This window comes from Bdellovibrio bacteriovorus str. Tiberius, assembly GCF_000317895.1.
GTDB lineage: Bacteria > Bdellovibrionota > Bdellovibrionia > Bdellovibrionales > Bdellovibrionaceae > Bdellovibrio > Bdellovibrio bacteriovorus_F.
This window is the reverse complement of record NC_019567.1, coordinates 1,161,632-1,182,374: the sequence shown is the minus strand read 5'-3', so window position 1 is coordinate 1,182,374 and position 20,743 is coordinate 1,161,632. Positions and strand designations below refer to the sequence as shown.

Below are 20,743 nucleotides of genomic sequence, written 5' to 3'. Positions count from 1 at the left end.
GGTTCTGCGATGGCTCAGGCACCGGCTCCGGAGTCGTCCGAAGGACTGTTCCGTCTGAACAGCGGCACCGACAACTGTCCGTTTGAAATTGAGCGCATCCAGGACTGCGACGGCTTCGCCCTGCATCCGTCATCTAATGGTGTCGCGCACGAAAGTGTGCGCTTTTGTCAGATCAACAAAGGATTCAAAGTTCAGCAAAAGCCCGGACAAAAAATCCTGAGAGAGGTCGTCAGTCGCGACAACTACGTGCGCAAACAGGAAACCACGATCTATATCGACAAAGACAATTCGCTTAGCCTGATGCAGGAAGACACCGTCATTCAGGACGGCCCCGGCAAATTCCTGTGGGAACACAGCCGCAACGGGCGTGGGTTCAGCTGCCTTTACTCAAAATAATCTTGTCATTGTAAATCCCTGATCTAAAATCAGACCCATCTTTCACCTGACAACAAGGACGGGCTCATGCGCGCACACGTAAAACGTATAGATGGTCATCATTTTAAATTTGAAGTTCGTGGCATGAAGGGCGACATCGACGTGACTGCACCGGATCAGACACCGCAAGGCCCGACCCCGAAAGAGCTTTTGTTGGCCGCTCTTTGCAGCTGCACCGGCACCGACGTCATTGATTTGATGGCGAAGTTTCAGGTTCAGTATGACTCGTTTGAACTGGAAGCCAAGGCGCCTTTGACCGAGAAACACCCGAAAATCTTTTCCCGCATTGACCTTAGCTATCACGTAAAAGGTTCAGCAATTGATGCAACCCAGGTGGCGGAAGCGGCAAAACGCTCCACCCATCAGTACAGCGGCACGGCCGCGATGCTTTCCAAGGCCTGTCCGATTTTTTATTCCGTATGGGTGAATGGCGAAAAAGTCGCCGAAGATCAGTTTCAATTTGTCTCAATTTGATAAAGCGTAGGCCCCTCTAAACAATGTGAGGATTTATTCCGATAAATACCTCATGAAACACTCGGAACGTCTCGGATCACTCGGCATCTTTTTGCTGTCTTCATCCCTGTTTCTATCGGGATGCAACCTCAGCGCCAAGCTTCAGAATCTTTTGTCCTCTGAACCGGTCACGGCAGAGTTAAAGATTTCGGAGAAAGACCCTTATATAATTGTCAACGCCGGCAATGTCGCCGCGAAGACCATAGCTGGAACCTGTGCCAATGATGGGGGCACGGTGGAAATCAAAATTGATTCCGTCCAGCAAGGCTCCGCAAGCTGTAACAGCCACTCTTGGTCCTGGACTCACGACTTTTCCGCCCTGGCGGATTCCAGCTCGATGAACCTTGAGGCCATGGAAGCGTTACCGGGTGGCGAAGTCCGCACCGTCGCCGCGTTGATTCTGAAAGACACTGTCCTTCCGCAGCTGAGCACATTGAATAACATTTTAATCCCCGCAGAGTCTCAGGCCGCAGCCTGGAACTGCCTGGATCCGGCGGATCTGTGTCAGTTCCGTTATATTGAAAGCTCTTCACCTGCGTTTGTTTTTATCGCCGAAAATTTTGCCGCTTCCAGTGGAATCACCCTCAGCACTCCGGGAACAAGATACCTTTATGTCCAAGCTGCTGATAAGGCCCTGAACCTGTCCGCTCCGGTTCAGGTGCAGATCAATGTGGGAACTCCACGGATCTTTATTGGTTCTTTGATCAAAGATGCAACTTCTAACGGGACTGAAGATCTGAATATCCTGGCCCCGGCATCGCTGCCTGAAATGGCCTTGTTCAACAATCAGACTTGTACCGGCGCACCCACTTGGGAAAGCACCGAATCCTTCATCGAAAGCTGGAATCTGGATCCCGCATCCGAAGGCGGAACAGCTTATGTCAGCGTGAAATTCCGCACAGCTTCGCAGGAAGAGTCACCCTGCTATCACGACTCGATCCAGTGGCCGATGTACACCACTCACACACTTTGCACCACCACAGCTTCGAGCCAGGCAAAAGGCCGAATTGTGGATTCGGGCGGGCTGGCCGGCCAATATCAAAACAACGAGCTCTGCATCCTGAACCTGACTCTGACGGGCCCGACAACATTTTACTTTGATACGTTTAGCACCGAAGGTGGTTATGACTGGCTAAGAATCTATGACAACGGCATCGAGGTTTTCAATCAAGCCGGAGAGCTCTCGCCGGCTCCATTGACCACCACTTCCACTGCGGTCCGAGTCGAATTTCAATCTGATATCAGTTATGTCGAAAACGGTTTGGACATCCGCTGGGAAACTGCCGGCAGCAGCCCCGCGATTGTCCCGGTCATGACCCTAAATGGAGGCGCTCCGGTTTCGACGAACGCCACGGTCAGTGTCGCACTCAGCGTCCCTGCACCAATGAGTCAGACTTATCTGACGGAAGATCCGTCGTGTTCTGCCGGTGGGACGTGGTCCACTTTTGCATCGAACACCTCTTGGACATTCGCTAATGCGGTCTCGGGACCCAAGGAATTATTCGTAAAATTCCGCGACGCTTTTGGCAGTGAAACTTTCTGTTCCTACGCCGAAGTCACCCTGGAAGTTCCGGAAGTATCTATCGACTATCCGGCCGAAGAAGACCAGCTGACCAACACCCTGACCATGGGTGGCTATTGCTCTGTACCCAACAGCCAGGTTCAACTGACCGGAACCTTCAGCGCCACCACGACATGTTCAGTTGATCAGGAATGGGAGCATATCTTTGACACCTCCGGCGCCGCCAACAACTCGAATGTAACGATCACTGCCAGCATGAAAGAAAATGGCGTGACCGTCGCAAGTCAGACCAAAACATTCACGATCACCCGTAGCCTTACCATCGACACGCCCACAGGTCCTTTCATTGGCCCCACGGCGCAGTTTATTGGCTACTGCAATGTCAATGGCGCCACGATCAACATTACCAGCCCGGTGACGACCACAACCACTTGTTCTGGCAATTCCTGGTCAACGACCCTGAATATACCCGGTGCGGATGGGGCCACGATCAACTTCACCGCACAGCTTATGCAAAACGCGGTTGTTCAAGAATCAAAATCGGCGACTTACACTCTATCCACGGTGGCACCGACTGTCACAATCTCTGGCGCACCTTCGGGCATCAGCACCCTGAACTCGGTCAGCGTGTCTTTTGCCGGCACCAACGTCAGCGCCGTCCGCTATAAAGTGGGAAATTCCATCGACTGTTCCTCGTCGACGGGCTATACGGCGGAAACTGCCGCACCGACCACTCAAAACCTGAATATCTCCGCCCTTACCAACGGCAACGTCACTCTTTGTGCCGTCGGAAAAAGCAGCGTGAATGGACTTTGGCAAAACTTTTCATCAGCCAGCACCGCGACGTGGATTAAAGATTCAGAAGTGGTTGCTTCCATCACATCCACAAATATTTCCTTTGAAGAAGGCACGACCAACAACGTCGTCACCTTCAGTCTTTCTGGGGTCAAAACCTATGACGTGAAGGTTTACTATAACTACTTCGGTGATCAGATCTATATGGTGGATCACAATCTGGCACCGGGTTTTGTGACCATCCCGGCGGGATCCCTGACCGCCTCGTTAAACTATGACACCTTCAACAACGGTGTGGTTCAAAATGATCGCAACCTCAGAGTGTTCATAAGTCACACCGACCAGACGGCAGTGCGCATCGGCACGACCAGTCTGGTTTATCACCTGATCCGGGATAATGATGCCGTCTTTAAGACTGTGAAAAAAGTCGTTTCCATGCGGTACAATCACTGCGCCATCTATTCTGATGACCGCCTGTTCTGCTGGGGCGATAATTATTACGGGCAACTTGGAATCGGCCACAAAAACCGCGTCGCCACTATGGTTGAACCGCTGGCCGGATTCACCGTCCAGGACATTTCAATCACCGAACAATATGCCTGCGCAGTCACCACCACCAAGAAAATAAAATGCTGGGGATACAATTATTATGGCCAACTGGGTATCGGTAATAACACCGAGCAAACCCTGCCGGTGGATGTTGATGCCAGTGAAAATTACACCCAGATTTCCACAGGGGCTCACGGAACTTGCGCTCTGACTGAGCTTGGCAAAGTAAAATGCTGGGGGCGCAACGCCTGGGCCGGTCTGGGTGACGGTACCACCACGGACCGTTACACGCCTCAGCTGATTGACGGAACTGTCGACTATACAAGCATTCATAAAAAAACCGGAACCACCTGCGGTATCACTGCCGCACAAGAGATGAAATGCTGGGGCGACAACAGTCAGCAGCAGATTATTGCAGGCAGCACGGCCAATGTGCTGCTGCCGACAGTGACCGACGCGGGCACCAGCTATCTTTCCGTGGCTGGAGGCAGCACACTTTGCGGGATCACGACCGGACAGAAACTTAAATGCTGGGGCTGGAACTCGAACTCGGTTGTGGGCGCCATGACCGGCACCAACCCCGTTGTCACCCGCACCACCATCGATTCCACCACCGACTATCTTTCCGTTTCGGATGCCAGTGGATATCTTTGCGCAATCACCACCAGCAATGATTTGAAATGCTGGGGGGAAGTGCGCGGCATAGTCAGCTCGGCGCAAACCACCGTACTGAACACTCCCACTTTAACCAATGACGGTATTAAGTACTCGCAAATTTCCACCTCAGCCTATGGGGCCTGCGGAGTTTCCCTGGACGGACAAATCGTGTGTATGGGTGACAATTTCAACAACTTGTTTGAGCCTCAAGCACTGTTTGACATGGCCCAGTTGGACCCCAACACCACCGTTGCAAATTATGGTGTGGGCTCAGCCGGCGCCTGCGCCATCAAAAGCAATGGACAGGCCGTGTGTGTCGGAACCTATGCCGGAGCCGGATATTCCGTTTCCACTCCTGCGGTTGTGGATAATGGATCCGATTTTACCGGAGGCGTAGCAAGCCCCTCCAACAATGGCAGCTGCGTGATCAATGGCAGTGGTCGTATGATGTGTGCGGGGGCCAATGGATTTGGCGCTGTCGGAAATGATTCGCCGGATTCTGCGGTCCAATATATGTCGGTGGTTGCACCATCAGTGAGCTTTGCCATGACCGAGCGCGAGACGTTCTATTGCGGCTATGGTCTTTCCACAGCCGGAAAGCTGTATGCCTGGGGTTCTGGCTCCAACTGCACCAGCCGCACACCTGCGACAGTCGACTCGGCAACGAACTATCTTACGGACTCTTTGGCCGTGGCTGACAGCCTGGCTTGTGCCATCACCACCGGAAACCAGTTGAAGTGTTACGGCTATGATGACGGCAAAGGGCATCTGGGCGGTGTCTCACGCAGCACTCCCACGGTCTTGGACAGTGGGACTCTTTACAAATCCGTACAGGTGGCCACTTACTTTGTCTGCGGTCTGACTTCGACGGATAAACTTAAGTGCTGGGGCAGTAACTCTCAGGGAAAAGTGGGTAACGGAACCACCACCCACACCAGCGTTCCTTACACTGTGGACTCTGCCGAATTCTTCTCGAAATTCAGCGTGGGTAACAACGCCGTTTGCGCCATCACCACAGGTCAGGTGCTGAAATGCTGGGGCTATTGGGGCGACTATACCGGCAATCTCACGGTGACCTCGCCGACAGTGATTAACAGCGGGGTTTCCTATCAAGAGATCCGCCTCGGAAACTACTCGGCCCTGGCTTTGACGGCAGATGGAAAGCTGCACTACTGGCCGACCGGCCGCTTTGACCAGGCGCCGATGGCGATTGCGGCATCCACAACCTTTGTCAGCATCAAAGGTCATGGAGCAGGTTACACGTATTGCGCTAAGGATAATTCCGGATACTTGTGGTGTTCGAAGTCTCGATGGGACGGGACCCAAGTTTCCACTCCACGCTATATGCCGTTCCGTCGGCAATAGCGTCAGGCGGATTTATTCAAGATGGCTTTGTAAGCCGTTTCCAGGAATTCCATGGATTCTTTGTCGCTGCGGCGAATTGCAGCCTGATAGGCTTCAGTGACCAGCTTCAGCGACGCTCCGGCCGGAACCCCTAAAACTTCGTACGCATCCCAGCTGTGGCCGTTGTAATTAAACATCACATTCAGACACTTGGTTTTTACGCCAGATAGATCAGGATGCACTTGAGGGGGCCCGGAGTGACGACGCAAAGGCTCAAGACCCGCCTTTTCAGGGGGAGCTGCCTCCATCAGAGGGGGAGCGCTGTCCTTCGCATTCAAGTTCAGCTGCGTCGGCCGGCGGCTGCCTCCTCGAGAAAGAAGATACCAGGCAATGAAAGCCCCCGCTCCCACTAGGTTCAATGTCAAAAAGTCTTGGCTATTCATCCAAGTTCTATTATTGGTTGTGTGGACAAAATTAGCAAGGAGTCCCATTCATGGCAGCCCCAAATCCTTTTGAAAAGCAGACCGCGATTCCCGGAGTGAAACATATTATCGCCGTAAGTTCCGGCAAAGGTGGCGTGGGTAAAAGCACTGTGGCAACGAATCTTGCCATGGCTTTGGGTCGTAAAGGCGGCAAAGTCGGCCTGCTGGATGCGGATATCTATGGCCCAAGCATTCCCCGTATGTTGGGCACCCTGGCGCAAAAACCTCAGATCAACCCGGACACCAATCAACTGGAACCGGTTGTTCGCTACGGCATCAAGCTGATGAGCATCGGCTTCCTGGTCGAGGAAGGCGCGGCCGTGGTTTGGCGTGGGCCTATGTTGTTCAAAGCGATGGATCAATTCCTGCGCGACGTAAACTGGGGCGAGTTGGACTATCTGGTTGTGGACCTGCCTCCAGGCACGGGCGACATCCAACTGACCCTGGCGCAGAAAGTTCCAGTGTCTGGTGCGGTGATGGTTTCCACTCCGCAAAACGTGGCTTTGGTGGATGTGAAAAAAGCCGTCGACATGTTCGCACGTGTGAACGTGCCCTTGCTGGGCATGGTTGAAAACATGGCTTACATGATCAACCCGGCGAACGGCGAAAAAATGCATTTGTTCCCGAAAGGCGAAATCGATTCCTACGCACAAAGCAAAGGCATCAACAAGCTGGGTGAAGTTCCATTCAACCCGTCTGTGGGTCTTGCATGTGAAGCCGGCATTCCAATCGTTGAAGCCAACAGCAACGGCGCTGAAGCGCAGGCGTTTATGAAGATCGCCGAAGAAATCCGCGAATTGCTGCCAACGTAGAAGAAAAAATTACTGCTAGTCCAGTACGGCTCAAGACTAGCCATAGCAAAAAATTAGATTAAAGCTAAAAAGCCCACTCAGTGGTGGGCTTAAAGAGATCTTCTATTGGCTACGACGGACAAAGAAACTTCATCACCATTACTTTCACCAACGGTAATTTGAGCTGACTCATTTTCTTTAGACAATACTTGGGGTTTAGACTTGATAACTCGCTGGCCACTTTGGTCAACCACACCCACAACAAAACTCATCAAAATGCCTTTGCGGTTTTGAATAGAACCTTCGGTAACGACGACTTCAATAAAACTCTCTTCTGTATCTATTTTTTGACTAATTGTGGCTGGCTCTCCAACCTTAACCGCTAACTTCGGCGATGAGATATGTTTTCCGTTCAGAGACAAATCCATTTTCAAATAATAGCCGTTGGTAGAAGCAAAGGCGGAACTACCGGCAAAGGCCAAAACGATTGCGACCAATTTCATTCAAGTCCTCCGTGTCTTATATTTACCATTAGGCTCAATGACAAAGAGGCTTTCGTCAAGCGGCGCCACTTATTGAAAAACAGCATCCTCGACTTTCCAATCACCAAATAGAACTGCCGCCGCCGGGGATTCAGAAAGTGTCCCTTGGACCTCAAACCCTTGATCCCCCGCCTCGGTCACCACTACTTCCGCACTTACAAATAACTTTTCTTCGGTAATATTATCAGTATTTCCGATTCCCGGCATCGACGGCGATGGCGAAATGGTAAGTGGATCACTTTTTATTCCTGCAATTTCAGCTTCTAGACTGCAACCGCAAAAAAAGGGGAAAAGAACAACGATGAAGTATCTGAAAAAGAAGCGTCCTCTACTTAAATGTTCCATAAGCAATCATATCGGAAACAAAAGACAATGCGATTAGCTATTTGATCATTTACTGTTTCCCACTGTCGCAGTAACGATCTGGAAACATCCCGCTTTGGCACCAAATCTGCACCACCCTGATCCAGGAGTCACTATGAATAGAATAGCTTCTCTCTTCCTTGCAGCCTTCCTATCTTTCCCGATTACTGCGCCCACAAAGCCCGCAGAATACCATCGATCTACAGGCGCCGAGTTTTTTAGCAATATCAGGTTTGAAAACTTGCGAATTACCCCCCAAAAAAACTCTAGCACCATAGATATTCCAATTGCTGCAGGCGGAACAATCACAATCGGCTCAGTCTTACCTTGGCCAGACCAAGAACTGCGTGAGATATTCCTACAGACCGGCGTAGTCTGCACAGGGGGGCTCCGCACTAAGATCGAAAAAGAAAATGTTGTACAACTCTATGCATATTTTGGAGGTCCGGCCATGCCGTCGCTCTCTCCCCCTTTTGCCTTGAAATGCTTCAATGCAATTGTGAGAGTTCTAAGCTCAGAGCGTATAACAATCTCTTATTTTGTATCTAAGTCCGAACCATAATCAAAAAAGCAAATTCACCACACTAAATAAATTGTTTGATGTTTACAAAGAGACAAGAGCGAGGAACAGTAATAATCGGACTATTGGTGGCAGCGGTTCAGAAAGGTTAAATCAGAACCGATAACTTAAGTGTGCAATGCACTTAATTAGCCCCAAATTCACGGATGAAGAGTTTGGACGGAGAACACAATGTTCAAAACCAGCACGTTAGTAACTTTACTTTTTACAATTCCTCACCTATTAGGGTGCGAAAATCCTTTTGCAGACGACTCGGGAAATATAGACCCTACCTATTCGGCAGGCCTTCCTGAGACACCCAGCAGTCTTCCGACATGCTCAGATGACATATTCAATCCGCAACCATGTCACACCTCTGGGCGCTATGTAACCTCTAACCTCGGCAACAATATTTTTTCACTCGGCGGACAACTATCCATCTCAATTCCAAGAGGTTATTATGATGGAAGCTCAATGGCCACCGCCCAAGATTCCAACCTATTATCCGCCAACATAGTTTCCGGTAAATCTATCTTTGGTGTTGCAGGATCCGCCTCCGCTGCTTATGCAGCCTGTTCGGATGATCAAATCAATGCCGGCCAGTGCTCCACGGCAGCCAATCGCTATGTCACGGGCACGGCCGGTAGTAATATTTCACTTTGGACGAATATTTTAGCCTCAACTACACTAACCAGCAGCATCCCTACGGGATTCTATAGTGGTAAATCCTGCTCATTCACCGATGCAGCACTAACATCAGCAAACATTAGGTCCGGCGTGTCTGTCTTCGGAGTTGCCGGAAGCCTTACTCCTGCATACTCTCTATGCGGCGACAACCAACTGAATGCGAGCCAATGCTCTACAACTGCAAACCGTTATGTCACGCCCACTCTTGGCACTAACATCACAGGTACCAATACGCTATCCGTCTCAATTCCGACTGGATACTATACCGGATCTTCCACCGCCAGTGTCTCAGATGTAAACCTCACGGCATCAAATGTTATTTCAGGGAAAACCATCTTTGGCGTGGCAGGAACCGCCACCGTCGCTTACGCCCCCTGCTCCGACGATCAACTCAACTCGGGCCAATGCTCGACAGCCTCAAATCGCTACGTTACGCCTACACTTGGTACCAACATCACAGGTACCAATACGCTATCCGTCTCAATTCCAACGGGATACTACACCGGATCATCCACCGCCAGTGTCTCAGATGTAAACCTCACGGCCTCAAATATTATTTCAGGAAAGACTATTTTCGGCGTATCGGGAACAGCTACAATAGCCCACAACAACTGCTCGGATAACCAATTCAATACCGCGCAATGCTCTACGGCAGCAAACCGATATGTCTCTGATACTGCGGGTGGTAACATTTCTATCGCCGGCAGCACCTCAGCCTCCATTCCTACAGGGTATCAAAATGGAACCCATACGTGTTCCGTTTCAGAACCAAATCTCTTGGCTAGCAATATTAAGTTAGGAATAACAATCCTCGGAGTGACAGGATCCTATAGCCCCCAAAGGTCAAATATGGCACGAACCAAGGGAACTGTACAAATATCCCAAGGAGCAGAAACATCCACTTTTGCAGGGACCAATGTGCTGCCCTCAGGCTACCGACCGATTCCCGACATTCTAAAGGACGATGAGGGTAAAGACGGAAATAGTATTACCGTGGTAAACAGGACTGGCTGGGGAGCTACCACTTGCGGTACGACTCAGAGTACGATCAGTGGCCGTATTGCCGACTGCGCAACTACGTTCGGAACCAATGCAACTTGGAATGGAGAAACCAATGGCCATGCTGGCCAATCCACATGGAAACTAGTTACAAGAACCGGCGCTGTAAGCGGTGCCGGCTTGACGACAAAGGGCCGTGAAGTTTGGCAAGATCAGGCCACTGGATTGATCTGGAGTTCCTTGATCTCCACTGACACAAACTGGTGCAAAGCCTCTGGAAGCAACAACATCACAGGGAACCCTTTCGCACAGGACGACCCTGCAGACTACTGTGACAACGCCAGCTACCAAGCAACCACCGGGCAAGCAATTAGTGGCTGCTACGAAGACGATGGAAGTCACTTTACTTCTACTGATCCCTCGATCGACAATGCTTCAAAAGCTGGCCTCGGAATCAACTCTAGTCCGAAAGTGGCTTGGCGCCTACCGACACGTTGGGACTACTTGGAAGCCGAGAAAAATGGGCTGAGATACGTAATTCCAGACAATCCAAACAAGAATGCCTGGACCGCGACTTTAAATTCAACAAACGCCTCTAGAATAGACGCCTATACTTTTAACCACACGATCGCAAGTTCTGCATCGGGCCAGATTTTGTGGTCGACGAGGTCGTCTTCGACAACGGCAGCCCGATGCGTAGGCAGATAGGAATGCTCTGGCAATCCTATCTATATCCCTTCCTATCAAGACGAGTAACTAGCCCCGGATTCACCAATAACAACAATGCCTTGTTGTTAATTACATCTGGAAGAATATCCAAATTGACTAACCCCAAATACTGGTCATAGTAAGCCGTCTCGCGAGAAATCAAACCTTGTTCATTAACATCAAAGTACGCGGCAACCGGCAGCACAAATTTTTCAACATTCTTGGGAGGCTTGACCCCTTTTACGGAATCTCTCTGATAGCCTTCCCAGATTAGCTCCACCCAAACCCCTTGTGCATCAACCATAAAGTTTGTAATTGTTCTCTTCATCGATGGGAAAGAGTTGAATCTTCCCGCATAGTCCGCCGCAATATTCTTGTGCCCTTGGATAATCGCACCGGCGGCAACATCCTCGAATACTGGGTTCTCGATCATAGTACTCATTGTCATCTCAACATCGTTCTGCTCTTCAGCAACAATGTGAGTCATTACCGTTTCAAAAATTTGCTCTACACGATCTGGAGTGGGAATTCTCTTCAGCGCAAGATCCAAGATTTCCTCTCGCTGAATCTTTTTCATCGCTGACAATGTTGTCTTTGAGATATCTTTCGCTTGAAGGTATTTACGATAATCGTTCCCAGTAGGGGGCGTTGGCTTACGAGCCATCGCAAATGCATTTCCATTCACACTCATTGCTGTGCCAGCAGCTGCCGCGATGCCAGCATTTTTTAGAAAAGTACGTCTATCCATTTCAATTTCTCCTATTTAAAAATGTATTTTAGGGCCTTCGTAAAAAATGAATCATTATCACAACAGTTGCCAAAGTAAAAACGGGACATTAAACGTGCAAATAATTTATCCAGACACACTGGACACTTACATCAGACCTCCCGCCGGAAATCAATTCAGTGAATCCACAAATCGAACTACCTCATCAAGGGTATCTGCCGGATTTTCTATAAAAGGAAAATGAGAGGTATTCCTGACGGCTACAAATCGAGCTTTTGGCAAAATCACCCGTAACTGATTAATCTGCTCCCGATTCGCCCGAGAATCCTGCATATCGTCGCCGCCAATAATAAGAGACGCGACATGAGCCTTGGCGAATGAGCGATACACTCCTGTCGAATTCTTCATCGCATAGTTGGAAATCAGATTCAGATAATTGACTCTATCTTGATAAGACCTCAAATAGAGATTCTGTTCCCGCAGCAAATTCAAATATCTTCCTGAACAACCCAGCCCCTGCTCAATATTCTTCCGAACTTCTGATTTCATCACCCATGGGGCGACGATCAAATTCAACCCAGGGACCTGTGCGATCTTTTGTGTTGGTGAATACTTCACATCCAGGCCCACCGGATTCATAAAAATAACACCTTTCACGCGGCCATCTGCGTTCGTGGCCATTCCCGCGGCAATGGGGCCGCCCATAGAAACACCAACAAAGTACCAGGACTCATGCCTGGAAATGCCTAGAGCATGAAAGACATGATAAAACTGATCCATAAGAAACTGGATCGATGCTTTGCCCGCAAGCGAAGTATTCATTTTTCCTGGATAGTCCAAAATCAAAACACTCTTGCCTTTCGAATACAGACGGGCAGCAAAATCGGAGAGGTAATTCGCTCCAGGAAGCCCTGAGAACAGCACAACGAGTGGACCTGTTGAGCCATCATCGAAATACCGATAGTAAACCTCTCCCCCGCCTGTATTCAATACACCGAAGTGATGAGCTGGTAGCTCGGCGTTCTGAGAATACGCCGGCTGCCACACTTCACAGAGATTAGCTTTTGCTTGAGCCTGAGACACAAGACACATCAAACACAAGAAGCCTGTAATCCGACTAAGCATAGCGACCTCCCTACTCCAAGGCGGCACTAACGTAAGAAATGAGATAAATATACTTTGAAGAGCCTCGCGCTACTTGCCGTTTTTCGAATTCCCCGAAAAAGATCAAAGACTCATGCTTTACCAACATGCGGGCCACGCTTTGCTGTAACCAAGAATCTACAAACTCAAATTTTGCGCAATACTTTTCATTTCCTTCCGCAACTATAATCGTCGCGGGACATTCCGCATTGCCTGAATTCACTTGTAATTTGCCCATCAAAGGCTCATTTTGTTCGGCAAATGCAATTGTCGAAACCCCTGACGTCACAGCTAGAACCAGAACCAAAAATAGTTTTGAAATTTTCATAAACTCTCCTTATGTCTCAATCCCATGCAAATTTGCGACCTTTCGAAATCTAACCAAATCGAATACAAATTAAGGTCGCACCAATCTGCCTGCAGGACATAAAGCCAGACATGCCAGACATGCGCCCGCTCCATCCAAAAACAACGTTCTTGCACTTATTCGTATTTACTTTGAAAGGGGAATGCCGAAGAGGTGTATATCATTCACCAAGATTCAAAGGAGAGTCATGAAGTTCCGACAACTATCGACGATTTTTTCAATCTGCCTGTTGCTTTCATGTCAAAGCATAAAACGAACTCCAAATGGAGCACAATCCGTCGACGACGCCATTTTAAAGGTTCTCGATATAGACAGCGCTCTTGCTGAACTCTGGAACCGAAATTGGCTACATATTCAACACCGCGATGTCTTTTCAATTAACTTTAAGAGGGATGCTGCCATTGAAGACCTAAATTTTGGAGAGCATCTTTTGAAACAAAGAAGCTATTACGCTGAAAAAGCTAACAATCTCACCGGCAGTTACGGAACAACACATCTTTCACCAATTTATTTGCACAATAAAGAAGAGGTCCTATCGATAACGGAGCAAAATAGCTATCGCATTGGCTCTGCAGAAGCAGGAAGTCCATTTCCGCTTGAACACAATCTCTTTCGTTCATATACATTACGCTTGGAAAACAAATTGCCACAATCAAAAAAAGGATTCAGTGGCGAACCCAAGGTCTCAAAACCTTTGAAAGCACGCTTAGAATGCGACGGTGACATATCCTATAGGAGCGGGTTTCTTTTCCTGACAGACACAACTAGCCGCAGCGTCGAATTTAACTGGTCAAACAAAAATGACAGCGGCCATCTATATCGCTATAGCTTTAGTCCGGAAGTTACAAAATGCAAATTTCTATTCTATGACCCCGAACAGACCAATACCTGGAGCCATGAAATAAACCTTATTAGCATCAAACTATTGTCTCCTCAGTATTATAAGATCGCTACGCAGATAGAAACTTGCTCGCTCCCATCCAATAACGACCTAAGTGGGCCAGAACGCGTTTTCTACGATGCTGACTACCGCTATGTTACATGCCCACAACCCGCAGCGCAGATAATGCCCTTAAAAGAAACCTACGACTCCATAAACGAAAAAGTGAAGGCCCTCACTGGTAGCTCTTTGTCCAAAGAAGACTTTCTGAAAAACAATCCGGAGGCCCATCTTGATTTTTCCAAAGCACCAAATTTAGATATCATTTGGATATCTTCACTCAACTTCTCGGCCGATTTTCACGGACTCATTCTTGCACGAGCGCTGCGCTATCATGCCCTCAAAGGAACCCAAATAAGAGTCATCGTACCAGACTACGGATTTGCCTTGGCACAAAAAGATAGAGCCATACTAGAATCGCTTGCAGTGAATACACACAATGTAAAAATCCAATACTATTCCTATACGCCCTCCAACAATGATGACGGGGACCTCCTTGATCAATTCCATCGTGTCAATCACATCAAGCTTCTTATCGGTCATTCTTCCACTACTCCATCTGCAAACTTCGTATTTACCGGCGGGCGAAATATCCGCGACTCATATCTATTTCGAGAAAGACCAAATTACGCTCGCTTTTTAAGACTAACAAATTACGCAGGCGGCGAAGCCCCATACGTATTCTACGAAGATTTCGAGATAAAAATCACTGGCTCAGAATATGTTGAATCCGTTCTAAGTCAGACCTTAGCCTTTTGGCACAGGAGCATTAAGGGGGATGGCTACCACTCCACCGCCATTCCAACAAGATCCGAAGATGCCACCCAAAGAACAGACCTCGCTGTCAGACACATCCTATCGGTTCCCTACTTCGACAACTTCCAACTCGAAAAGATCTATGTCGATCTAATCAATAGCTCTTCAAAGGAGATCCTAATCACGACTCCATACTTCCGACCAACAAACGCTATTAGCCAAGCCTTGAGCAAAGCGAATACCCGCGGGGTTAAAATCAAATTATTGACAAGTATTAATTTGGGTGGAGACGGGACACCCAAGATCGCAGAAGACGTCAGCAAAGACGGGTTAAATCGGCACCTCAATGAAATGGATATCCTTCTGTGGCAAATACCCAAAAGCATAATGCACGCCAAAATACTAGTTATCGACAACGAGCTCAGCTTCATCAGCAGTATAAACCTCAACCATCGCAGCTTCATTCATGACACCGAAGCTGGCACCTTGATTCTATCCAAGAAAACTGCCACAGAAATTCGGAGTCTCACGCTAGACCTTATGAAGAAAAGTAAAAAAATGACCGAACAACAGAGGGTTTCATGGATAAATAGCATTCTTCTTGGCTGGGGAGAGTCGTACTTCTAACTGATCTGTTTCCGCAGCACTATGCTGCGGGCAAGGAAACAGTAAAAAATGATTTAACCTTAATATCCCGGCTATCGGCTACTACTATAGGCTATTGTCTAATATGTAAAGGACTTCACTTTTAGGCAAACCAATGGCAATACCTCTCTTTAAAAGACTTTCGCAACTAGCCGATATTCCTCCAGAGGAATGGGATTACTTCTGTCATCTGACAAAGGATAAGGTTTTAAAAAAGAAAGAGCTTCTTTTCAGACAAGACGAACCCTCTGATATCGTGGCATACGTAAAAAAAGGACTCTTAGTATCCTACTACAACGATCACAACAATGAACCTAAAGTTAAAAAGTTTTCCTGGGAAAACCGTATCACTTCGCCTTACACGACTCTCCCAAAAGGCTCAACATTGTGTTCATTTTCCGTAGAGGCCTTAGAAGAAACTTCAATTACTTTCATTCAATACAAAGATATTGCGGAACTTTACCAACGCCATATCTGCTGGAACATCCTTGGCCGGTGTTTAGTCGAACAAGCACTTATCGAAAAGGAGCAGAGGGAATACGACATGCTCTGCTTGCCACTAATGCAACGATATGAAAACTTCAACCACACTTATTCTGAGATCATAAATCGCATTCCGCAGTACTTGATTGCCTCATATCTCGGAGTGAATGCCGTCTCCCTAAGCCGGCTTCGCGCACAAAGACGCCAAAAAAAGCTTCAAGATATACACCGGGAAACAGTTTCTCCTTAAATAACCTTCATGTAATCCCTTTATTGCATCGAATACCTTAATAGAACAGCCATGAGAAAAATGCCGTTCCTATTATCTTTGATCGTCACATTCCTTTTAACTTCTGTATCCGCAGAGGGTCGCACTAAGAGAAATATCTTATATGCCATCACATCCAGCCACACTCCGCCGCTAGCCTATATAAGCTACGAAAACTATACCAATCCTACAGTGGAAAAAGGCATTCTCCTTGAAATAGGGGTAGAGCTTCTCAAAGAAATAGGATTTACGACGACAACCGTGACAATTCCTAAAAAAAGGCTAACTCAAGCATTCAAAACAAAGAAAGTACAAATGATCTGCCATATGAATGAAAGCTGGCAATCTCTGAAAACCGACGTTCTTTGGTCGACAGATCTCTATCGTAACCGAGACGTTATTGTGACGTTAGAGAAGACCGAAATACATAAGCTAGAAGGAAAGACTATTGGTACACTAGTCAATTATCGCTACCCAAAGCTTGAAAGCTACTTTGAGAGACATTTCGTCATAAGAGAAGATGCCCCCACAACCCAAAGCAATCTCCTCAAACTTCTTAATAGACGAATCGACTACGCTATTATGACCGATATCGAATATAACTATTTCAAAATTAGACACCCCAAAATATCCAAACTCAATTTCGACCTCGGCGAGGTGCGAGCAAAATGCGTCATATCGAAGGATGCGGGAATTCCCATTTCTAATCTAAATGCTGCCATCGACAAGTTCAAACGCTCTGGCAGATTTGAGACAATTATAAATTCTTACAACTTGCGAACCAAAGTCCCCGATGCTGGAACTTAAGGGTACCCTGAGCGCCCAAGGTACCCGCCTCTCGTGATAACTCGCTCGCGATCAAGCAGAGCAGTCTCCCTGAATCTCCACAGAGTATCGTTTAAACATTGAAGCCGGATTTTCCTCAAACAACTAAGTCGATAATTGCCCTAAACTTAGCCGCTCCAGACATGGCAGCTAAAACCTGCCTCAATGCACATATATTCCGCCCTTGTGAGCCAATCAGTCGCCCCCTCAAATTCTCGGGCATATCGATTTTGTAAACGGTTGTGCGAGGCCCACATGCATATGACACCTTCGCCTCCACGCCGGGGGCAATTGCCTGGATAAAACTCTCTAAAATTCGTTTAATTTGCTCCCTTGCCGCATTCTGCTCATCAACGGATACCGGCGCCTCAATCTCCATGGATTCTTCATACGTATCTATCTTTTCAGCTGCATTTCCGAAGATCTTTCTTTTCACGACGATCCCCTTCACTCCATCACTCATCTGGAATACTCCTCCAAGAAAACAAAAAATTTCCCGTCCAAAATATCTAAACTCATTCTTTTTCCATCCTCATCCAGGACCTCGGGTTCCTTAAGAACCACCGAACTTCCTTCTTTGCTAAAGTGCGTGCCTTTGACAAACAAAACGTCCAATTCGAGCTCTGAGCTTGCAGAGTAGTACGGCACATAAAAACTTTGAAACTCGACATTTTCAGGCAGAGCCCCCTTTAAGAAACTAAGGTGCCAAACCATACCAGACGGGCAATGATGCATGACCGTTGTTTTTGACAAAATAGACCGCAGCCACTCTCCCATTTTTTTTAATCCAACGGCACTTACAGAAAAAGAGCGCCTAAAGACAAGATGAATTTCACAGTCATTCGGCACCGCAAGTGCGTACAAATTAGAGCTGCCTCCCGACAAGTGCCCTTCCACCTCGATAACAAATCTATTTCCTTCACTCTTTACCAAGGCAACATTGCTCATCCATCGCCCCCCATAGCGCCAATAATAGGATACACTGCCACTTGGCAAAACAAACTGACATTTGCTCCTCTCTCTTTATTCTGATTTTCGTATTCACTCTCTCATCCTTGAGAAACAGTACTGTCATTCGTGTCCGCACCGTCAACACTACAAACTTGTAAGAAAGCACTTCGTAGCCAATTCCGTGACTATCCTATATAAGACAAAGGCAAAAAAATATTGCGAAGCTTAAACTGTTAGACCACAATTTACGTAAAGAATTAATGGGAACGCGTGGACACAACGACCTCTGCAACTACACTTTTAATGTATTTTTACCTAGGAACGACCATTCTAAATGGGGCAATTTCTCTTACTCAGTATGCAAGTTCCCGATCGCGCCTGCAGAAAATTATTTTCTTCTATTGGGCTGGTGTATTTGTTTCATCATTAGCCAATAGCATCCCAACCCTCCCCGCAATTCTGTTGGTAATTGTCAGCAGCATAGGGACCTTTATATCTCAGCTAATTCTAAGCTCAGTCTTGTCCCACACTCACTCAATAAGCTTACCATTCCGCCGGTTTCTTTTAATTTACGGGGTAGGGATTCTTCTAACTATTTCTATTTGGGCCCTAGGAGGCTCTTTCACCATATACGCCCTGCCCGCCATTGCGAGTTCCGTAGTATCTTTCCCTTATGCTGCCTACCTAGCAAGAAAGAACAGAGCTACTCCAATATCTATCGCCCAAAAACTGTTTATAGCTACCGGCCTTATTTTAACCCTACATTTTATCGACTGGCCTTTCGTGCGCGAACACGTAGATCTTTTCTTGCCGGGGGCAATTTTTGCGTTCGGACTTTATCATCTGCTCGCCGTATTAATGCCAATGACAGCAACAGAACATGATCTATCAGTCCGAACCCGTTCACTAGAGAAAGAAATCGCCGACAAAGCCGCAGAACTCACATCCGTTCAAAAGGACTTATGGGAATCACAAAAGCTAGCCACCATTGGACGACTTGCCGGCGGCGTAGCACATGAGCTAAACAGCCCACTTGCAGTCGTTCTTGGGCACGTCGAAATCATGAGAGAGCAAAGTCGAAGCAACGAGCTCAATGGCGACGACGTCGATCAGTCTTGCACGCGTATCGAGTCCGCCGTTTTACAAATGAAAAAGATAACTACCGAACTAAGACATATTGCGGGAGATCAGCTTCAACCAGAACGACAAAGAACTCAAATTAAAGCAGTTCTTGAAATGACTCTTAGGGATCTAAACCCAAAAATACAAAAAGTTCACGCACAAGTAGAGTTTCATTTTCAAGCTCCTTCCTCTTGTACGATTCAATGCCCTGAGCAAGATGCCTATCAGGCGATTCACAGTATAGTAGATAATGCCTTGGATGCCGTAGACGGTCACAAGGAGCGCCTAATAAGTATTAATGTGGAAAGTCGGAACACTTACTTAGAAATTTCAGTCGGAGACCCAGGATTTATTCCAGACGATATTGCATCCATGATCATGGAGCCGTTCTTCACCACCAAGGATGTTGGTAAGGGAACAGGACTTGGACTTAGCTCGGCACGATCTATCGCGGAGAACGCAGGCGGACAGCTATATCTAGATAGAAATTCGAAGCATACAAAGTTTATTTTTGAAATTCCAATATACTATGGAGGTTAATGTGGGATTTAAAGTTCTAGTCGTCGATGACGAAAAAGACATACTAGTGCTATACAAACTATTTCTAACTCGTGCAGGATTCACTGTAGTTACCGCCGAAAATGGACTTGAGGCGTTCGAAAAAATCAGCACAGAATCCCCGCAACTTGTCCTGTCGGACATAAGAATGCCCATTGCCGATGGCCTAGAGCTTTTAAAAATGATCGACACTTTGCCTTATTCTCTTCCGGTAGTCTTTATCTCCGGATATGCGGGCCTCCAAAGGGAAGCCTATCAGAGCGCAAATTTCAAAGCGTTCTATCAAAAGCCTCTTAAGAACAAAGAGCTTTGCGACATTGTACGAAGTTTCGAAAGTCTCGACCAGAGTCCACAGCATTCGCCATAATTTTCAATCTGAGGGACCACATACCGTCCCTCAGATGCCCATCCAATACATTTGCGTTTCCCGCCATTAAGATAGAGCCGTGATAAACACATTCGAAGACACAACACGGATCTAGACTCTCAAAATGATCGCATTCAGATAAACATAGCACTTACCTTATAGTACACAGGAGATGCAATGCGGATCTGGTATGCCATAATAAATCGACAAATCATCGGCCCATTCACAAAGGACCAGATAATTTCTCTCGCCCGAAGAGGAGACCTTTCCCCATCATCTCCTGTTTCACTTGGAACCAAAGCACACTGGAAGCCAGCATCGACCTGGCAGTACTTTCCGGCGAAACATTTCCCTGCGCTTCAAGAGGTCAACACTGAACTTCTAGAAGCCATATCTGAACTCTGGACAATCCTTTCCTACGATGGGCGACTTAATGCCTTTATTCAAACGGGCCCCTACAGCACCTCTGAAGTACGTACAAACTTGGCCCTAAAAAAAGTAAAGAGGAGCGACCATATTTGGAAAAAGGGACTAAGTGGATGGGCAAAAATTGCAGATCGGCCGGAATTCGGAATATCCACAGAACTTAACATAGGTTAAGGACAATAAAATAATGCTCCTGTAATTTCTTGGAACACAGTAATT

20 protein-coding genes are annotated in these 20,743 nt (G+C 47.5%); 12 read left to right on the top strand and 8 right to left on the bottom strand.

Features of this window, described 5'->3' with window-relative positions; all coding sequences use genetic code 11:
* Positions 1-9: 9 nt before the first annotated feature.
* The 3 genes from BDT_RS05715 to BDT_RS05705 all read left to right on the top strand — a co-directional run bounded on the left by BDT_RS05715 (position 10) and on the right by BDT_RS05705 (position 5,836).
* Entirely contained in the window at positions 10-396 is a 387-nt protein-coding gene (locus tag BDT_RS05715; protein ID WP_015090294.1) for a hypothetical protein, read from the top strand.
* A 66-nt stretch (positions 397-462) separates the two neighbouring features.
* Positions 463-909, top strand: a complete 447-nt coding sequence (locus BDT_RS05710; RefSeq protein ID WP_015090293.1) for an OsmC family protein — start codon at positions 463-465, stop codon at positions 907-909.
* 52 nt (positions 910-961) lie between these two features.
* Complete coding sequence (locus BDT_RS05705; protein WP_051026274.1) at positions 962-5,836, top strand: hypothetical protein; 4,875 nt, start codon at positions 962-964, stop codon at positions 5,834-5,836.
* Positions 5,837-5,838: 2 nt separating this feature from the next.
* Here the strand turns inward: BDT_RS05705 and BDT_RS05700 are convergent, their stop codons facing one another.
* The gene (locus tag BDT_RS05700) at positions 5,839-6,123 is read right to left on the bottom strand and encodes a hypothetical protein (RefSeq protein ID WP_015090291.1); all 285 of its coding nucleotides are present in this window, start codon (positions 6,121-6,123) and stop codon (positions 5,839-5,841) included.
* Positions 6,124-6,308: 185 nt separating this feature from the next.
* On the opposite strand from BDT_RS05700, the gene BDT_RS05695 reads away from it, so the two are divergent.
* Entirely contained in the window at positions 6,309-7,109 is an 801-nt protein-coding gene (locus BDT_RS05695; protein ID WP_015090290.1) for an Mrp/NBP35 family ATP-binding protein, read from the top strand.
* A gap of 89 nt (positions 7,110-7,198) precedes the next feature.
* Here BDT_RS05695 and BDT_RS05690 read toward each other — a convergent pair whose 3' ends face one another.
* Both BDT_RS05690 and BDT_RS19190 read right to left on the bottom strand, forming a co-directional pair.
* Positions 7,199-7,591: a hypothetical protein gene (locus BDT_RS05690; protein WP_041577183.1), complete on the bottom strand. Its 393-nt coding sequence runs from the start codon at positions 7,589-7,591 to the stop codon at positions 7,199-7,201.
* Positions 7,592-7,660: 69 nt separating this feature from the next.
* Positions 7,661-7,975, bottom strand: coding sequence for a hypothetical protein (locus BDT_RS19190; protein WP_148278727.1), 315 nt, complete (start codon positions 7,973-7,975; stop codon positions 7,661-7,663).
* Between the two features lie 133 nt (positions 7,976-8,108).
* On the opposite strand from BDT_RS19190, the gene BDT_RS05685 reads away from it, so the two are divergent.
* Positions 8,109-8,555 (top strand): hypothetical protein, encoded by a 447-nt coding sequence (locus BDT_RS05685; RefSeq protein ID WP_041577181.1) that lies wholly within the window; start codon positions 8,109-8,111, stop codon positions 8,553-8,555.
* Between the two features lie 189 nt (positions 8,556-8,744).
* The gene (locus tag BDT_RS19185) at positions 8,745-10,946 is read left to right on the top strand and encodes a hypothetical protein (protein WP_015090288.1); all 2,202 of its coding nucleotides are present in this window, start codon (positions 8,745-8,747) and stop codon (positions 10,944-10,946) included.
* A gap of 16 nt (positions 10,947-10,962) precedes the next feature.
* Here the strand turns inward: BDT_RS19185 and BDT_RS05670 are convergent, their stop codons facing one another.
* The 3 genes from BDT_RS05670 to BDT_RS05660 form a co-directional block, all read right to left on the bottom strand.
* On the bottom strand, positions 10,963-11,694 hold the full coding sequence (locus tag BDT_RS05670) for a nuclear transport factor 2 family protein (protein WP_015090287.1): 732 nt from the start codon (positions 11,692-11,694) through the stop codon (positions 10,963-10,965).
* Positions 11,695-11,844: 150 nt separating this feature from the next.
* The gene (locus tag BDT_RS05665) at positions 11,845-12,798 is read right to left on the bottom strand and encodes an alpha/beta fold hydrolase (protein WP_041577175.1); all 954 of its coding nucleotides are present in this window, start codon (positions 12,796-12,798) and stop codon (positions 11,845-11,847) included.
* Between the two features lie 10 nt (positions 12,799-12,808).
* A complete protein-coding gene (locus BDT_RS05660; RefSeq protein ID WP_041577173.1) occupies positions 12,809-13,144 on the bottom strand; it encodes a hypothetical protein in 336 nt (111 codons plus the stop codon).
* A gap of 226 nt (positions 13,145-13,370) precedes the next feature.
* Here BDT_RS05660 and BDT_RS05655 point away from each other — a divergent pair, with 226 nt between their 5' ends.
* The 3 genes from BDT_RS05655 (at position 13,371) to BDT_RS05645 (ending at position 17,082) form a co-directional block, all read left to right on the top strand.
* Positions 13,371-15,506: a phospholipase D-like domain-containing protein gene (locus BDT_RS05655; RefSeq protein WP_041577169.1), complete on the top strand. Its 2,136-nt coding sequence runs from the start codon at positions 13,371-13,373 to the stop codon at positions 15,504-15,506.
* A gap of 133 nt (positions 15,507-15,639) precedes the next feature.
* On the top strand, positions 15,640-16,257 hold the full coding sequence (locus BDT_RS18960) for a Crp/Fnr family transcriptional regulator (protein WP_051026273.1): 618 nt from the start codon (positions 15,640-15,642) through the stop codon (positions 16,255-16,257).
* Between the two features lie 51 nt (positions 16,258-16,308).
* Positions 16,309-17,082, top strand: coding sequence for a substrate-binding periplasmic protein (locus tag BDT_RS05645; RefSeq protein ID WP_015090284.1), 774 nt, complete (start codon positions 16,309-16,311; stop codon positions 17,080-17,082).
* 115 nt (positions 17,083-17,197) lie between these two features.
* On the opposite strand, the gene BDT_RS05640 is transcribed toward BDT_RS05645, so the two are convergent.
* Positions 17,198-17,536, bottom strand: a complete 339-nt coding sequence (locus BDT_RS05640) for a KH domain-containing protein (RefSeq protein ID WP_158320228.1) — start codon at positions 17,534-17,536, stop codon at positions 17,198-17,200.
* 23 nt (positions 17,537-17,559) lie between these two features.
* Positions 17,560-18,048, bottom strand: coding sequence for a hypothetical protein (locus BDT_RS05635; RefSeq protein WP_041577165.1), 489 nt, complete (start codon positions 18,046-18,048; stop codon positions 17,560-17,562).
* Between the two features lie 273 nt (positions 18,049-18,321).
* Between BDT_RS05635 and BDT_RS05630 the strand changes: the two genes are divergently transcribed.
* The 3 genes from BDT_RS05630 (at position 18,322) to BDT_RS05620 (ending at position 20,698) form a co-directional block, all read left to right on the top strand.
* Entirely contained in the window at positions 18,322-19,713 is a 1,392-nt protein-coding gene (locus tag BDT_RS05630) for a sensor histidine kinase (RefSeq protein WP_015090282.1), read from the top strand.
* A gap of 1 nt (position 19,714) precedes the next feature.
* A complete protein-coding gene (locus BDT_RS18955) occupies positions 19,715-20,098 on the top strand; it encodes a response regulator (RefSeq protein WP_051026271.1) in 384 nt (127 codons plus the stop codon).
* 177 nt (positions 20,099-20,275) lie between these two features.
* The gene (locus BDT_RS05620) at positions 20,276-20,698 is read left to right on the top strand and encodes a DUF4339 domain-containing protein (RefSeq protein WP_041577163.1); all 423 of its coding nucleotides are present in this window, start codon (positions 20,276-20,278) and stop codon (positions 20,696-20,698) included.
* Positions 20,699-20,743 lie beyond the last annotated feature (45 nt).

Excerpts from the sequence above, each read along its gene's own strand:
- BDT_RS19190 (WP_148278727.1), bottom strand. The coding sequence starts at position 7,975 with ATGGAACATTTAAGTAGAGGACGCTTCTTTTTCAGATACTTCATCGTT.
- BDT_RS05670 (WP_015090287.1), bottom strand. The coding sequence starts at position 11,694 with ATGGATAGACGTACTTTTCTAAAAAATGCTGGCATCGCGGCAGCTGCT.
- BDT_RS05705 (WP_051026274.1), top strand. The coding sequence starts at position 962 with ATGAAACACTCGGAACGTCTCGGATCACTCGGCATCTTTTTGCTGTCT.
- BDT_RS19185 (WP_015090288.1), top strand. The coding sequence starts at position 8,745 with ATGTTCAAAACCAGCACGTTAGTAACTTTACTTTTTACAATTCCTCAC.
- BDT_RS05665 (WP_041577175.1), bottom strand. The coding sequence starts at position 12,798 with ATGCTTAGTCGGATTACAGGCTTCTTGTGTTTGATGTGTCTTGTGTCT.
- BDT_RS05620 (WP_041577163.1), top strand. The coding sequence starts at position 20,276 with ATGCGGATCTGGTATGCCATAATAAATCGACAAATCATCGGCCCATTC.
- BDT_RS05690 (WP_041577183.1), bottom strand. The coding sequence starts at position 7,591 with ATGAAATTGGTCGCAATCGTTTTGGCCTTTGCCGGTAGTTCCGCCTTT.
- BDT_RS05710 (WP_015090293.1), top strand. The coding sequence starts at position 463 with ATGCGCGCACACGTAAAACGTATAGATGGTCATCATTTTAAATTTGAA.
- BDT_RS05645 (WP_015090284.1), top strand. The coding sequence starts at position 16,309 with ATGAGAAAAATGCCGTTCCTATTATCTTTGATCGTCACATTCCTTTTA.
- BDT_RS05660 (WP_041577173.1), bottom strand. The coding sequence starts at position 13,144 with ATGAAAATTTCAAAACTATTTTTGGTTCTGGTTCTAGCTGTGACGTCA.
- BDT_RS05700 (WP_015090291.1), bottom strand. The coding sequence starts at position 6,123 with ATGGAGGCAGCTCCCCCTGAAAAGGCGGGTCTTGAGCCTTTGCGTCGT.
- BDT_RS05655 (WP_041577169.1), top strand. The coding sequence starts at position 13,371 with ATGAAGTTCCGACAACTATCGACGATTTTTTCAATCTGCCTGTTGCTT.
- BDT_RS05685 (WP_041577181.1), top strand. The coding sequence starts at position 8,109 with ATGAATAGAATAGCTTCTCTCTTCCTTGCAGCCTTCCTATCTTTCCCG.
- BDT_RS05715 (WP_015090294.1), top strand. The coding sequence starts at position 10 with ATGGCTCAGGCACCGGCTCCGGAGTCGTCCGAAGGACTGTTCCGTCTG.
- BDT_RS18960 (WP_051026273.1), top strand. The coding sequence starts at position 15,640 with ATGGCAATACCTCTCTTTAAAAGACTTTCGCAACTAGCCGATATTCCT.
- BDT_RS05695 (WP_015090290.1), top strand. The coding sequence starts at position 6,309 with ATGGCAGCCCCAAATCCTTTTGAAAAGCAGACCGCGATTCCCGGAGTG.
- BDT_RS05635 (WP_041577165.1), bottom strand. The coding sequence starts at position 18,048 with ATGAGCAATGTTGCCTTGGTAAAGAGTGAAGGAAATAGATTTGTTATC.